The sequence below is a fragment of the Aeromicrobium sp. NPDC092404 genome (assembly GCF_040684095.1).
Lineage (GTDB): Bacteria > Actinomycetota > Actinomycetes > Propionibacteriales > Nocardioidaceae > Aeromicrobium.
This window is the reverse complement of sequence record NZ_JBFBFI010000002.1, coordinates 240,653-255,358: the sequence shown is the minus strand read 5'-3', so window position 1 is coordinate 255,358 and position 14,706 is coordinate 240,653. Positions and strand designations below refer to the sequence as shown.

At 72.0% G+C, this 14,706-nt stretch carries 12 protein-coding genes; 7 read left to right on the top strand and 5 right to left on the bottom strand.

Features of this window, described 5'->3' with window-relative positions:
• Nucleotides 1-17 precede the first annotated feature (17 nt).
• Together AB0N22_RS11605 and AB0N22_RS11600 are read right to left on the bottom strand one after the other, a co-directional pair.
• Nucleotides 18-908, bottom strand: a complete 891-nt coding sequence (locus AB0N22_RS11605; RefSeq protein WP_364639964.1) for a carbohydrate kinase — start codon at nt 906-908, stop codon at nt 18-20.
• Entirely contained in the window at nt 905-2,128 is a 1,224-nt protein-coding gene (locus AB0N22_RS11600; protein WP_364639962.1) for an AGE family epimerase/isomerase, read from the bottom strand. The genes AB0N22_RS11605 and AB0N22_RS11600 overlap by 4 nt, the downstream gene beginning before the upstream one ends.
• Nucleotides 2,129-2,267: 139 nt before the next feature.
• On the opposite strand from AB0N22_RS11600, the gene AB0N22_RS11595 reads away from it, so the two are divergent.
• Nucleotides 2,268-3,197, top strand: coding sequence for an ATP-binding cassette domain-containing protein (locus AB0N22_RS11595; RefSeq protein ID WP_364639959.1), 930 nt, complete (start codon nt 2,268-2,270; stop codon nt 3,195-3,197).
• Nucleotides 3,197-4,012 (top strand): ABC transporter permease, encoded by an 816-nt coding sequence (locus tag AB0N22_RS11590; protein WP_364639956.1) that lies wholly within the window; start codon nt 3,197-3,199, stop codon nt 4,010-4,012. Before AB0N22_RS11595 ends, AB0N22_RS11590 begins: the two co-directional genes overlap by 1 nt.
• A 61-nt stretch (nt 4,013-4,073) precedes the next feature.
• On the opposite strand, the gene AB0N22_RS11585 is transcribed toward AB0N22_RS11590, so the two are convergent.
• The 3 genes from AB0N22_RS11585 to AB0N22_RS11575 form a co-directional block, all read right to left on the bottom strand.
• Nucleotides 4,074-5,882, bottom strand: coding sequence for a CocE/NonD family hydrolase (locus AB0N22_RS11585; RefSeq protein ID WP_364639953.1), 1,809 nt, complete (start codon nt 5,880-5,882; stop codon nt 4,074-4,076).
• 86 nt (nt 5,883-5,968) lie between these two features.
• Entirely contained in the window at nt 5,969-7,216 is a 1,248-nt protein-coding gene (locus AB0N22_RS11580; RefSeq protein ID WP_364639950.1) for a solute carrier family 23 protein, read from the bottom strand.
• 51 nt (nt 7,217-7,267) lie between these two features.
• Nucleotides 7,268-8,011 carry an IclR family transcriptional regulator gene (locus AB0N22_RS11575; RefSeq protein ID WP_364639947.1) on the bottom strand — a complete coding sequence of 248 codons (744 nt, stop codon included), beginning with the start codon at nt 8,009-8,011 and terminating at the stop codon, nt 7,268-7,270.
• A 79-nt stretch (nt 8,012-8,090) separates the two neighbouring features.
• On the opposite strand from AB0N22_RS11575, the gene hutH reads away from it, so the two are divergent.
• From hutH to hutI, 5 genes are read left to right on the top strand one after another with little or no spacing between them, the layout of a single operon-like run.
• Nucleotides 8,091-9,623, top strand: coding sequence for a histidine ammonia-lyase (hutH, locus tag AB0N22_RS11570; protein ID WP_364639944.1), 1,533 nt, complete (start codon nt 8,091-8,093; stop codon nt 9,621-9,623).
• A complete protein-coding gene (gene hutU, locus AB0N22_RS11565) occupies nt 9,620-11,272 on the top strand; it encodes a urocanate hydratase (RefSeq protein WP_364639941.1) in 1,653 nt (550 codons plus the stop codon). The genes hutH and hutU overlap by 4 nt, the downstream gene beginning before the upstream one ends.
• Nucleotides 11,272-12,441, top strand: coding sequence for an allantoate amidohydrolase (locus AB0N22_RS11560; protein ID WP_364639938.1), 1,170 nt, complete (start codon nt 11,272-11,274; stop codon nt 12,439-12,441). Before hutU ends, AB0N22_RS11560 begins: the two co-directional genes overlap by 1 nt.
• On the top strand, nt 12,438-13,553 hold the full coding sequence (locus tag AB0N22_RS11555; RefSeq protein WP_364639936.1) for a formimidoylglutamate deiminase: 1,116 nt from the start codon (nt 12,438-12,440) through the stop codon (nt 13,551-13,553). Before AB0N22_RS11560 ends, AB0N22_RS11555 begins: the two co-directional genes overlap by 4 nt.
• Entirely contained in the window at nt 13,550-14,677 is a 1,128-nt protein-coding gene (hutI, locus tag AB0N22_RS11550) for an imidazolonepropionase (protein WP_364639934.1), read from the top strand. Before AB0N22_RS11555 ends, hutI begins: the two co-directional genes overlap by 4 nt.
• The last annotated feature ends 29 nt before the right edge of the window (nt 14,678-14,706 follow it).

Sequence of the window (14,706 nt, the reverse complement as noted above, 5' to 3'; positions counted from 1 at the left end):
GGCAGGTGCGACGCGCGCTAGGGCGTGAGATCGGCCGTCCGCGGCGGGTCGGCACCCGGTCGCGAACAGGTGATCGCCGCGGCGCTGCAGGCGTACATCCCGAGGTCGGTCAGCTCGGTGCGGTCGAGCTCGCCGGCCGCGGGCCACGAGTACGCCGCGCACCATGACAGCACGGCCGCCATGAACGAGTCGCCGGCACCGATCGTGTCGACGACCGTCACCCGCGGCGCGTCGATGCGGGCGACGGCCCGGGATGCGGCGATGATCGCGCCCTCGCCGCCGAGGGTGATCGCGACCAGCGTGCCGCCGGCCGCCAGCCTCACGGCCAGGTCCTCCAGGTCCTCGTCGGGGAACAGCACCGCGGCGTCCTCGTCGCTCATCTTGACGATGGCGGCGTGCGGCGCGATGGCCTCGAAGGTGCGCCGCCACACGGCGTGGTCGGGTTGGACCGCCAGACGGACGTTGGGATCGAACGACACCGGTACGCCGACGGCGTCCGCCATGACCACGAGGTCCGCCACCAGCGCAGCGCCGGGCGGGAGCGACGTGCCGAGCGATCCGACGTGCACGACCTCGAACTCGCCGGGATCGGGCAGCGTCGCCGGGTCCCAGGTCAGGTCGAAGTCGTACGTCGCGCTCCCGTCGTCCGCCAAGGTGGCGCGGGCGCTGGACGTACGTTCAGGGGTGGGCTCGAGCGCGTCGAGGAGCACCCCGGACTCCCGCAGTCGGCTGCGGAGGAGGTCACCGTGCGCGTCGTCGGCGAGCTGGGCGGCGAGCCGCACGGGCACGTCGAGCCGGGACAGGCCGACGGCGACGTTGAACGGGGACCCGCCGGCGTGGGGCTCGGCCGCGGCGCCGGCCCGCTGGACGACGTCGACGAGTGCCTCGCCGACGATCAGCGCGGTCACGTGGAGGAGCCGATCGTCAACGCGGCCGACGGCGCGAGGGGCAGGTCGGGCAGCGTTAGCGCGTTGAAGGCGTGATAGGCGTCGGGCTTGCCGCGCCACGTCCGGCTGGTCAGGTGCATCGCGGACGAGAGCTCGTGGTGCCACGCGCCGGTGTCGGGGTCGATGTAGTGCTCGTCGATCTCGGCCCACCACCGTTCGGCGAGCCCGGCGTAGACCGGCTTGCCGGTCCAGGTGTGCAGGGCCTCGGCGGCCAGGACTGCCTCGGCGATGACCCAGTGGAACCGCTCCTCGACCAGGGCCTCGCCGTGCCAGTTCGTCGTGTAGGGCAGCCCGGGCTCGTCGTCGCTGACGGCGTCGCCGACCGCCTGGGTGAACAGCGCCTCGGCCGCCTCCTCCATCCAGGGCCGGGGCTCCTCGAGGCTCGCGGCGAGCTGCACCAGCAGGCGGGCCCATTCGAAGGCATGGCCCGGCGTGGCACCGAAGGGGCGGAACGGGTCGGCCGGCTGGTCCTCGTTGTAGGCCGGCAGGGGGGTCCAGTCGTGGTCGTAGTGCTCCGGGATGCGCCACTCGTGGGCGCGGGCGTGGATCCCGATGATCCGTTCGCAGATCGCGAGGGCACGCCGCCGCCAGACGTCGTCCCCCGTGGCGTCGGCGGCGAACAGGTAGGCCTCGACCGCGTGCATGTTGCTGTTGGCGCCCCGATAGCCGTCGACCTGCGACCAGTCCTCGCTGACCTCCTCGACGCAGCGGCCGTCATCGGGGTCCCAGAAGCGCTGGCCGTGCACCTTCGCGGCCTCGGCCAACAGCTCGTCCGCTCCCTCGATGCCGGCCGCCTTGGCGGTGGACGCGGCGAGCAGCACGAACGAGTGGCCGTAGCAGCCCTTGGTCCGGTCGGGGACGTCCCCGTCGAGCTCGACCCGGTCGTACCACCCGCCGTTGACGTCGTCGTGGAACAGCGTGGTCAGCGCCCGTACGCCGTGGGTCGCCATCCGCAGCGCGTCGTCCTCGCCCAGGAGATGCGCCAGCGAGAAGACGTAGGTCATGCGGGCGTTGATCCACAGCTCGATGGCCTTGTCACGATCCGGGCCGCCGGTGTCGTCGAGCCAGACGAAGCCACCTTCCTCACGCCACGACTGACGTGCGAACGCCAGCAGCCTGCTCCGCGCGTCCCGCCGCCACTGGCTGCCGCCGGGATTCCCATCGCTGATGCCACTGCTCATGGCACCAACCTAGTGGCCATCAGGGTGCGGTCAGGGATCAGCGGGGGTCGTCCCCCGATGTGCCCCGGCGGCCCGGCGACGAGGGTGGAGCCATGACCTCGACAAACACTGCTTCGACACCGACCGGGCGGCGGTTCGCATGATCCGCGCCCAGGGACTCACCAAGACCTTCGGCGACAAGATCGCCGTCAACGGCATCGACTTCACGGTCGAGCCCGGCCGCGTCACCGGCTTCCTCGGCCCGAACGGCGCCGGCAAGTCCACCACGATGCGGATGATCCTGGGCCTCGACGCACCCACCAAGGGCACGGTGTCCGTCAACGGCCACCGGTACGCCGCGTCGCCGGCGCCGCTGCGTGAGATCGGTGCGCTGCTCGAGGCCCACGCGATCCACCCCGGCCGCTCGGCTCGGGACCACCTCCGCTGGATGGCGGCGAGCAACGGCATCCCGACGACCCGCGTCGGTGAGGTGCTGGAGCAGGTCGGGCTCGACACGGTCGCCGGACAGCGAGCCGGCCGGTTCTCCCTCGGCATGGGTCAGCGACTCGGCATCGCGGCAGCGCTGATCGGCGATCCGCCGGTCGTGGTGCTCGACGAGCCGGTCAACGGCCTCGACCCCGAGGGCATCCGCTGGGTGCGCTCGCTCGCCCGTCAGCTGGCCGACGAGGGTCGTACGGTCTTCGTCTCGAGCCACCTGATGTCGGAGATGGCCCTGATGGCGGACCACCTCATCGTGATCGGCCGTGGCACGATCCTCGCGGACTGCTCGATGCAACAGTTCATGGCCGACCACGCGGCGTCGTACGTGCGCGTGAAGGCTCCGCGGTCCACGGATGTCGAGGCGCTCCTCGTCGGCCGGGGACTCGAGGTCAACCGCGTCGGCGACGAGCTGCGGGTCCAGGGTCTCGACGCCCCGGCGGTCGGTGAGCTGGTGGGCGGCAAGGGCCTGCTCCTGCACGAGCTGACGCTGGTTCGCTCCTCGCTCGAGGACGCGTTCATGACCCTGACGGCCGACAGCGTGGAGTACCACGCCAAGGCCGCGGACGAGATCAAGGCAGGTGGCCGCTGATGAGCGCGAAGATGCTGGAGCAGACGACGGCGCACGATGCCCGCGTCGAGCAGGCGGGCTTCGGCCACACGGTGCGGTCGGAGTGGAGCAAGCTCTGGAGCGTCCGGTCGACGTGGTGGACCCTCGTGGCACTCGTGGTCGTCGGGGCCGGGCTGACGACCCTGATGTGCTGGGGCAACGCCGAGTGGCTCGCGGCCGATGACGCGGACGAGTCGCCCGGCTCGTTCATCACGTGGGGCCTGATGATCGCCCAGGTGTGCGCCGTCATCGTCGGCGTCCTCGCGGTGACCTCGGAGTATGGCACCGGGATGATCCGGACGACGCTGGCTGCGACTCCGGCCCGGGGCCGCGTGCTGGCGGCCAAGGCAGTCGTCGTCACAGGTGTCATGTTCGTGGCCGGGACCCTGACCGCGCTGCTCGGCTACTTCGGCGGCAACTACTTCCTCGACCGCGAGGGCATCGGCCTGGCGCTCGAGGGTGACGTGGCCCGCGCGATGTACGGCAGCGGGCTCTTCATGGCGGGGCTCGCCCTGTTCTCACTGGCCGTCGGCTTCATCGTCCGGCACACCGCCGCAGCGATCTCGATCGTGCTCGGCCTCGTGTTCGTCGTGGGCAACATGGTGCTGCTGATCCCGGGCGAGCTCGGCGACTTCATCACCAAGATCATGCCCGGCAACGCCGGCGGCGAGATCGCGACGCCGGTCTCGTTCAACCCCGACCTCATGGGCGCGTGGCCCGGCTTCGGGGTGTTCGCCCTGGAGTCGGCGGTCCTGGTGGCGATCGCCTGGTACCTGCTGCGCAAGCGCGACGCCTGAGCCGAACCAACGCCTCGAGCCTGTCGGAAGGACGCCCTTCCGGCAGGCTCAAGGCTGGGGATCACTTGACGACGGGGAGCGTCAGCACCTGTGCGGAGCTGCCTGTCGTGATGCTCACGGTGTTGGGCGTCAGCCCTCCGCGATAGTTCGTCGATCCGCCGGTCACCATGAGCCGGAGCCGGTGTCCTTGGCCGAAGCGGTGCGCGATCGCGGGCAGCGTCACCGTGAACGGCTTGTTCACGTCCGGGACCCGCACGGGTGCGACGAGGTTGTTGATCAACCTCGCCTTGCCGGCCGGGTCGACGTCGAGGACCTTGACGAACACCACGAGCTGGCCGGTCGGCCCGAGGCCCTGGGTCAGGGCCGCGGTCGGCGAGGAGACCTGCAGCCGAAGGCTCGGCGAGCCGACGACGTCGACCTTCGAGGTCAGGGGTGCCGTGGTCCAGGCAGCCGTCGTGCCGGGCACGTCGACCTCGGGGAGCGAGACCATGTCGCCGACGACGTCCAGCGGGTCGGTCGACGTCGGCAGACCCGCAGGCGGGGTGAGGAACGTCTGCGTGCCAGCGGTGAGGCCGGTTGCATTCGTCGTGAGCGCTGTGCCGGAAAGGTGGTAACGGGTGGCCGTCCCGACGGGGTAGGTCGACGCCGAGCCGTACGCCGGCGTGGCGATCCCGGTGTAGGGCACCCAGTCGCGGAAGTAGGCGAACTCCGGGCCGGTGCCGACGGACGAGCCCTTGAGGTAGTGGTCGAGCCAGTCGGCCGCCCGCCGGGTCACGTGCTCGCTCGCGGGATCGGGCGCGGAGAAGCTGAACTCGCCCGGAGCATTCGCCCCGGAGTGGCCGCCGCTGATCCAGATCATCTTGGTCGGCGTGCCCTGGTCCTGCAGGGCGCGGTAGTTGGCGATGCCCTCGTTGAGGTTGAACAGCGTGTCGTTCTGGCCCTGGATGACGAGCGTCGGCACCGTCACCTTGCTGACATAGCTGCTGACCGAGGCGCGCCGCAGCGCGGCGGTCGTCGCCGGGTCGACCGTGCCGGTCGCGGCGGCCGTGACGAGGGCGGGGCACACGAAGAACGCGAAGTTGGGGCAGCCCACGAGCCGCTCGGGATCGCCGCCGGCGTTCGCGACGCCGTCGGCGATCCCGATCCCCGAGAAGCCAAGAGCCCAGACCAGCTTGGCGGCACCGGGCGTCGAGGTCTGGACGCCCGTGGTCTGGGAGGTGTTGTTGGGGGAGAGCGAGTACGACAGGTCGCTCCACGTGATGACCGGGATGATCGTGTCGATCCGCTTGTCGATCGAGGCGGCGGCGAACTGGACCTGACCGCCGTACGATCCGCCGACCATGCCGACCCGCGGGTCGTTGGCGACCGCGCGGCCGGTGTGGTCCTTGGCGTCGCGCTGCACGACGTCGAGAACCGGAGCGGGCTGGGTATGCTTGGCGTCGGTGAACGCGATGCCGGCCTTGCCGCCCAGATAGCTGACGAGCTGGCTCGCGGCCTTGCCGTCCCAGTCGGGGTCGTCGAGCGTGATCTTGCACCCCGAGCCCCCGAACCCGAGGCCCGAGTAGCTCAGCACGGCGTACCCGCGCTCCGCGAACGTGCGACCGATGCCGGCCTGGTCGTCCTTGGACCCGCCGAACCCGTTCGTCGTGAGGATCGCCGGGACGCGCGTGGTGGGTGTCGCCGTGGAGGGCGTGTAGAGGTCGCCCACGACGTCGCACACCTCGGAGCCGGTCGGCCCGACCTGGACCTTGAAGTGCAGCGGCGTCACCGTGACGGCGGGAGCGGCCTGCGCGCCGCCGGGGGCGGTGACCAGCGCGGCGGACACCATGGCCGCGGCGGCGACGGCGAGAAGGGGACGGCTGGGTCGCATGGGAGCTCCTGATTCATACCGGTGAGCAACCCAACGAGTCACGTGCGGTCCGGGTCACGTTCCGGCCCGCCCCGGCGGGCCTCGGATCAGCCGCGGAGCCGCTGGATGATGCGCATCGCGTGGTAGACGACGATGGCGGCAATCGTGCCGAGGGCGATGCCCGTGAACGTCATGTCGCCGGCGCTCAGCGTGAGGTTGCCGATGCCGATGACGAGCGCCACGGCCGCCGGGTACTGGTTGATCGGCTGCGAGAAGTCGACGTGGTTGTCCATCCAGATCTTGACGCCGATGAGCCCGATCAGGCCGTAGAGCGCGACGGTCACCCCGCCCAGCACCCCGGACGGGATCGTGTTGAGCAGCGCGCCGAACTTCGGGGAGAGGCCGAGCACGATGGCGACGATCGCTGCGACCCAGTAGGCCGCGGTCGAGAAGACGCGGGTCGCGGTCATGACACCGATGTTCTCGCCGTACGTCGTGGTGGCCGAGCCGCCGCCCATGCCGGCGATCGTGGTGGCCAGGCCGTCGGCGAGCAGGGCCGGTCCGGTCTTGCGGTTGAGCGACGGGTCCTCCGTCAGGTGCGCGACGCTGCGGACGTGCCCGACGTTCTCGGCGACCAGCACGAGCACGACCGGGAGGAACATCGGGACGACCGACCACGTCACGTTCGGCGAGGTGAAGTCGGGGAGGCCGATCCAGTCCGCGTCACCGACGGCGTCGAAGTCGAGCAACCCGCCGATGCCGGCTGCCGCGTAGCCGACGGCGACCCCGATCAGGATCGACAGCCGGGCGACCAGCCCGCGGAACGCCACGGCGATGACGATGATGGCGGCGAGGGTGATGGTCGCGATCCACGGCGAGGTGGCGTAGTTGGTCGTCGCGACCCCGGACAGGTTGAGCCCGATCAGCGCCACGATCGCGCCGGTGACGACCGGAGGCATGAGGGCCTCGATCCAGCCCGTGCCGGTCAACGTCACGACGGCGCCGACTGCCGCGAGCAGCAGGCCGGTCACGACGAGCCCGAACAGGGCCGCGCCCATGTCGTCGGACTGCATCGAGGCCTGGATCGGGGCGATGAATGCGAAGGACGAGCCGAGGTAGCTCGGCAGCCGGTTGCCGGTCAGCACCAGGAACAGGATCGTGCCGACGCCCGAGAAGAACAGGGTCGTGGTGGGCGGGAACCCCGTGAGCAGGGGGACCAGGAACGTCGCACCGAACATCGCGACGACGTGCTGGCCGCCGAACCCGATCGTGCGGGGCCACGAGAGCCGCTCGCCGGGCCGGACGAAGTCACCCTCGGCGATCGACGTGCCGTCTCCGTGCAGTGTCCAGCTCACGTGGTGTCCTCTCGTCGGGTGCCCGGATGGGCGTCGGTCACATCGTAGGGCTCACGTGCGGCGGAGACGCCGAGCGATCTCCGCCGCCGTCGCACGGACGTCGTCGACGAGGTCGCCGCCGGCCTGGCTGCTCTCCCACGTCACCGCGACCGCGGCATGGATCGTGCCGGCGTTGATGGGTGCTGCGATCGAGGCGAACCCCGCGGTGACCTCGCCGTCCTCGGTCGCGTAGCCACGTTGCCGCGTGGTCGCCAGCAGCCGGCGCAGCTCGGTGGGCGATCGTGGTCCGGCGTCCGTGCGGGTCGTGAACGCGTCCTTGCCGGGATAGAGCGCCGTGACCTGGCGGCCGGGGAGCGACGCGAGGATCGCGCGGCCCGAGGCGGTGAGGTGCGCCGGCAGGCGTACGCCGACATCGGTGACGAGCGGCGGGCGGCCGGGTGCGCGCTCCTCGATGACGTACAGGACGTCGGCCCCGTGCAGCACGACGAGGTGGGCCGACTGGCCGACCCGGTCGACGAGCCGAGCCAGCGGCATCCGGGCCAGGCGGGCCAGGGGCTCCTGCTGGGCGAAGCCGTGGCCGACCTCCCAGGCGGCGATGCCGATGCCCCACGTCCGGTCCTCGGGGTAGTGGACGACGAAGTCCTCGTCGGCCATCGCGGTGAGCAGGTGGTACGCCGAGGAGCGCGGCAGGTCCAGCGCGCCGGCGATGCGGCTCGCCGGGACCGGCACCGGCTGGCCCGACAGGAAGCGCAGCACGCGCAGCGCGGCAGTGGCTGCGGGAACGGACCGGCTCATCTCCACATTGTCTCGTATCCGAGATGGTTCGACCGCGTGGGCACTGGTGCGGCGCGGCGCCCGGGCGTGCAATGGAGGCATGGCACAGGTGACCGTGGGAGTGGGCGCGATCGCGCCCGAGGACGTCGTGCGCGTGGCGCGGCACGGGGCGACGGTCGAGCTGAGCCCGGATGCCCGGGACGCGATCAAGCGGTCTCGTGCGTACGTCGACGAGCTGGCCGCGGCGGACGTGCCGGTATACGGGATCTCGACCGGGTTCGGCGCGCTCGCCACCCGGCACATCGAGCCCGGGCTGCGCACGCAGCTGCAGAAGAGCCTGATCCGCTCGCACGCCGCCGGCACCGGGCCGCGCGTCGAGGACGAGGTCGTGCGCGCGCTGATGCTCCTGCGGCTGTCGACCTTGGCGAGCGGGCACACCGGCGTGCGGCTCGAGACCGCCGAGGCGTACGCGTCGATGCTCAACGCCGGCCTGACCCCAGTGGTGCGCGAGTACGGCAGCCTCGGCTGCTCGGGAGACCTCGCGCCGCTCTCGCACTGCGCGCTCGCGGTCATGGGCGAGGGCGAGGTCGATGACCACGGTGTGGTGGGACCGGCGGCCGAGGCGCTCGATGCGCACGGGCTGCAGCCGGTCGAGCTCGCCGAGAAGGAAGGCCTCGCGCTCATCAACGGGACCGACGGGATGCTCGGCATGCTGGTGCTGGCGCTGCACGACCTCCGGCGCCTCCTCGACACCGCCGACCTCGCCGCAGCCATGAGCATCGAGGGCCTGATGGCGACGGACCGGGTGCTCGCCGCCGACCTGCAGGCGTTGCGCCCGCATCCCGGCCAGGCCGCCTCGGCGGCGCACATGGCTGCGCTGCTCGCCGGCTCACCGATCGTCGCGAGCCACCGGCACGGCGATGGGCGGGTCCAGGACGCGTACTCGTTGCGCTGCGCCCCGCAGGTGCACGGCGCGGCGCGCGACACCCTCGAGCACGCGGCGACGGTCGCCGGCCGCGAGCTGGCGGCGGCGATCGACAACCCGTCAGTGCTCGACGACGGTCGGATCGAGTCGCACGGCAACTTCCACGGCGCGCCGTTGGCGTACGTGCTGGACTTCCTCGCGATCCCCGTCGCCGACGTCGCGAGCATGAGCGAACGACGTACGGACCGGTTCCTCGACGTGACCCGCAGCCAAGGACTTCCGCCGTTCCTCGCCGACGACCCGGGCGTCGACTCGGGGCACATGATCGCGCAGTACACCCAGGCCGCCATGGTCTCCGAGCTCAAGCGGCTCGCCGCACCCGCCAGCGTCGACTCGATCCCGTCGAGCGCGATGCAGGAGGATCACGTGTCGATGGGCTGGTCCGCGGCGCGCAAGCTGCGGACCTCGGTCGACCTGCTGACCCGGGTGCTGGCGGTCGAGATCCTCACTGCCGCTCGCGGCATCGACCTGCGGGCGCCGCTCGAACCATCGGCCGCGACAGGTGCGGCGATCGCCGTGCTGCGCTCGCGGGTCGCCGGGCCGGGACCCGACCGCCACCTGTCACCGGACCTGGAGGCCGCCACGGAGCTTGTCCGTGACGGTTCGCTCCTGGCCGCCGCCCACGCACGAGCTGGAGATCCGTCATGAACCGACCCACCGTCCGCGCTGCACACGGCTCGACCCTGACCGCGAGGTCGTGGCAGACCGAGGCGCCGATGCGCATGCTGATGAACAACCTCGACCCCGAGGTCGCCGAGCGCCCCGACGACCTCGTCGTCTACGGCGGCACGGGTCGCGCGGCGCGGAGCTGGGCAGCGTACGACGCGATCGTCCGCACGCTCGAGACACTGGCGGACGACGAGACGTTGCTGGTGCAGTCCGGCAAGCCCGTCGGGGTCTTCCGCACGCACGAGTGGGCACCGCGGGTGCTCATCGCCAACTCCAACCTCGTCGGCGACTGGGCGACGTGGCCGGAGTTCCGCAAGCTCGAGGCCGAGGGCCTCACGATGTACGGCCAGATGACGGCCGGTTCGTGGATCTACATCGGGACCCAGGGCATCCTCCAGGGCACGTACGAGACCTTCGGCGCGGTCGCCCGCAAGAGGTTCGGCGGCACCCTCGCCGGCACGCTGACGCTGACCGGCGGGGCCGGCGGCATGGGCGGTGCGCAGCCTCTGGCGGTGACGATGAACGACGGTGCCGCGCTGGTCGTCGACGTCGACGAGTCCCGACTGGAGCGGCGGGTCAAGCACGGCTACCTCGACGAGTACTGGACCGATCTCGACGAGGCGGTCGACCGCGCGGTCGCCGCCAAGCAGGAGCGCCGGGCGCTGTCGGTCGGCATCGTCGGGAACGCCGCCACGGTGTTCACCGAGCTGCTCGAGCGCGGTGTCCCGATCGACGTCGTGACCGACCAGACCAGTGCCCACGACCCGCTGAGCTACCTGCCCGAGGGCATCTCGGTCGCCGACTGGCACGCCGAGGCCGAGCGTGACCCGGCCGGGTTCACCGACCGGGCCCGCCTCTCGATGGCCAAGCACGTACGCGCGATGGTCGGCTTCATGGACGCCGGCGCCGAGGTGTTCGACTACGGCAACTCGATCCGCGAGGAGGCCCGCCTCGGCGGGTTCGAGCGCGCCTTCGACTTCCCCGGCTTCGTCCCGGCCTACATCCGCCCGCTGTTCTGCGAGGGCAAGGGGCCCTTCCGCTGGGCCGCGCTCTCCGGCGACCCGGCCGACATCGCCGCGACCGACCGGGCGATCCTCGAGCTGTTCCCCGAGGACGAGCACTTGGCGCGCTGGATCACCAAGGCGCAGGAGAAGGTGCACTTCGAGGGGCTGCCGGCCCGCATCTGCTGGCTGGGCTACCAGGAACGCCATCGTGCCGGGCTGCGCTTCAACGAGATGGTGGCTTCCGGCGAGCTCAGCGCCCCGGTCGTGATCGGCCGCGACCACCTCGACTCCGGCTCGGTCGCCTCGCCCTACCGCGAGACCGAGTCGATGGCCGACGGGTCCGACGCGATCGCCGACTGGCCGCTGCTCAACGCCTTGCTCAACACCGCGTCCGGTGCGACCTGGGTGTCGATCCATCACGGCGGTGGCGTCGGCATCGGCCGGTCGATCCACGCCGGCCAGGTCATCGTGGCCGATGGCACGGACCTGGCCGCGCAGAAGATCGAGCGGGTCCTGGTCAACGATCCCGGCACGGGGGTCATGCGCCACGTCGACGCCGGCTACGACCGCGCCGCGGAGGTCGCCCGGGAGCGCGGTCTCCGCGTGCCGATGCTGGAGGGCTGATGCTCGACGACATCGCGCACATCGGGCGCGACCCACGCACGGGCGGCTACCGCCGGTACGCGTGGAACGACGCCGACATGCAGCTGCGCGAGTGGTTTGCGGGCGAGGCCGCGGCTCGCGGGATGGAGCTCGTCGAGGACGGCAACGGCAACCAGCTGGCTTGGTGGGGCGCCGGCGACGACGCCCTGATGATCGGCTCGCACCTCGACTCGGTGCCCGACGGTGGAGCGTACGACGGGCCGCTCGGCGTCGTGTCCTCGTTCGCGGCCGTCGACCGGCTCCGCGCCGACGGTTTCGCGCCCTCCCGGCCGGTGGTCGTGGCCAATTTCGCGGACGAGGAGGGTGCCCGCTTCGGCATCGCCTGCGCGGGCTCACAGCTCGTCACCGGCGGCCTGCCGGCCGAGAAGGCCTTGGGCCTCAAGGACCGCGAGGGCCTGACCCTGGCCGAGGTGCTGACCGCCCGCGGTCGCGACCCGCGCGCCGTCGGACGTACCGACCTGCTCGACCGCATCGGCACGTTCGTCGAGCTGCACGTCGAGCAGGGTCGGTCGCTGGTGCACTCCGAGGCGGCGGTCGGCGTCGCCACCGCGATCTGGCCGCACGGCCGCTGGCGGCTCGACTTCTGCGGCGAGGCCAACCACGCCGGGGCGACCGAGATGGCCGACCGTCGCGATCCCATGCAGGCGTACGCCGCGACGGTCCTGGCGTCGCGCCGGCTGGCCCTCGACGCCGGCGCGCGGGCGACGTTCGGGCGTCTCGAGGTCGAGCCCGGCGGCACCAACGCGATCCCGTCCCGGGTGCGGGCGTGGCTCGACGCCCGGGCGGCGGACGAGGCCGAGCTGGACCGGCTCGTCGAGAACCTCGTGCACCAGGCCCGGGCAGCAGCGGACCTGGACCACACCACCGTGACACTGACGACGGAGTCGGTCAGTCCAGCCGTGGAGTTCGACGTGCCCCTGCGGGACCGGCTGGCGGGCCTGCTCGACGCGCCGGTCCTGCCGACCGGCGCCGGGCACGACGCGGGCGTGCTGAGCCCGCACGTGCCGACCGCGATGCTGTTCGTCCGCAACCCGACGGGGGTGTCGCACTCACCCGACGAGCACGCGGAGGACACCGACTGCGATGCCGGTGTCGAGGCGCTGACCGCCGTGGTGCGTGCCCTCGCATGACGACCGTCCCGGCGTTCGCCAACTGCCACAGCCACGTGTTCCACCGCGCCCTGCGGGGCCGGATCACCGGCGCCGACTCCTTCTGGAGCTGGCGGGACCGGATGTACGCGATCGCCCGGGTCCTGGATCCCGACCTGCTGTTCGACCTGGCCCGCGCCACGTACGCCGAGATGCACCTCGCCGGCATCCGCAGCGTCGGCGAGTTCCACTACGTGCACCACCGTCCCGACGGCGGGACGTACGACGACGCCAACGCGATGGGCGAGGCGCTGATCGCGGCTGCGCGCGAGGCCGGCGTGCGGATCGCGCTGCTCGACACCTGCTACCTCGCGGCGGGCTTCGGTCGCGCGCCGGAGGGCGTGCAGGTGAGGTTCAGCGACGGGGACGCCGAGGCGTGGGCCTCGCGGGTGGCGGACCTCTCGAGGCGGCACGCCGATGAGGACGACGTCGTGATCGGCGCGGCGATCCACTCCGTGCGCGCGGTGCCGCGAGAGCAGCTCTCGACGGTCGCGGCGGCGCTGCCCGACGCGCCGCTCCACGTCCACGTCTCGGAGCAGCCGGCGGAGAACACCGAGTGCCTCGCCGCCACGGGCCTGACGCCGGTGGCGCTGCTCGCCGAGGCCGCGGTGTGGTCCGCGCGCACGACCGCGGTCCACGCCACGCACCTCACGCCGGACGACATCACAATGCTTGGTGCCGCCCGGGCGTACGCGTGCTTCTGCCCGACCACCGAGGCCGAGCTCGCCGACGGCATCGGACCGAGCGTCGCCCTCCGGGAGGCCGGGGCGAGGCTGACACTGGGGTCGGACAGCAATACCGTGATCGACATGTTCGCCGAGGCGCGTGCCGTCGAGATGCACCACCGGTTGGCCACGGGCGCACGCGGTGCGTGGACCGCCGAGCAGCTCTGGGTGGCTGCGAGCACGACGGGTCACGAGTCGCTGGGGTTCGGCGTCGGCGAGTCGATCGAGATCGGCGAGTCCGTACGCACGGCGGGCGTCGGCGAGGTGCTCTGGGCGGCGAGCGCGGAGGACGTCGTCCCGACGGGCTCGAGGTCCGAGGTCGCGCGAGACCTGCAGGCCGCGGTCGACGCGTGCTGGAGCCGCACGTGACCGCGCACCTCGTCACCAACGTGGGCGAGCTCGTCACGTGGGACGCGGACCGGCCGGTCATGCACGACGCCGCGTTCGTCGTCGAGGGCGGGCGCATCTCGTGGTTCGGTCACCGCCGCGACGCCCCGGCCGCCGACACGTCGAGCGACGTCGCCGGCGCCGCCGTGATCCCCGGCTTCGTCGACTCGCACACGCACCTGGTGTTCGCCGGCGACCGCTCCGCCGAGTTCGAGGCGCGGATGACCGGTGAGCCGTACGCCGCCGGAGGCATCCGCACGACGGTCGCCGCCACGCGGGCCGCGCCCGACGAGCTGCTCGCCGCCACCGTCGCACGCCACCTCGCGGAGATGCGCGCGCAGGGCACGACGACCGCCGAGATCAAGAGCGGCTACGGGCTCACGGTGCTCGATGAGGCGAGGTCGCTCGCGATCGCCCGCGGCTTCACCGACGAGACGACGTTCCTCGGCGCCCACGTCGTGCCCGAGGGGACAGACGCCGCGGCGTACGTCGAGCTGGTGACCGGGCCGATGCTCGAGGCGTGTGCGCCGCACGCCCGCTGGATCGACGTGTTCTGCGAGGACGGGGCGTTCGGCGAGGACGAGGCCCGCGCGGTGCTCGAGGCCGGGATCGCCGCCGGCCTCCTGCCGCGTGTCCACGCCAACCAGCTGCGCCACGGCCCAGGCGTGCAGCTCGCGGTCGAGCTCGGTGCCGCCGCGGCCGACCACTGCACCTACCTCACCGACGACGACGTCGAGGCGCTCGCCGGGTCGGGCACGGTCGCGGGCCTGCTGCCGGGAGTCGAGTTCTCCACGCGGCAGCCCTATCCCGACGCGCGTCGGCTGATCGACGCCGGAGTCACCGTCTCGCTGGCGACGGACTGCAACCCCGGCAGCTCCTACACCTCGTCGATGCCGTTCTGCATCGCCGTTGCCGTGCGCGACATGGGCATGAGCCCGCGTGAGGCGCTGTGGTCCGCCACCCGAGGCGGCGCCGCGTCGCTGCGGCGTGACGACGTGGGCCACCTGTCCGTCGGCGCCAAGGCCGACTACGCGGTGCTCAACGCGCCGTCGTACGTCCACCTCGCCTATCGCCCTGGCGTACCCCTCGTTGCTGCCGTGGTCTGAGCCGCAGCTTTCCCCCATGGGGCTCGGCG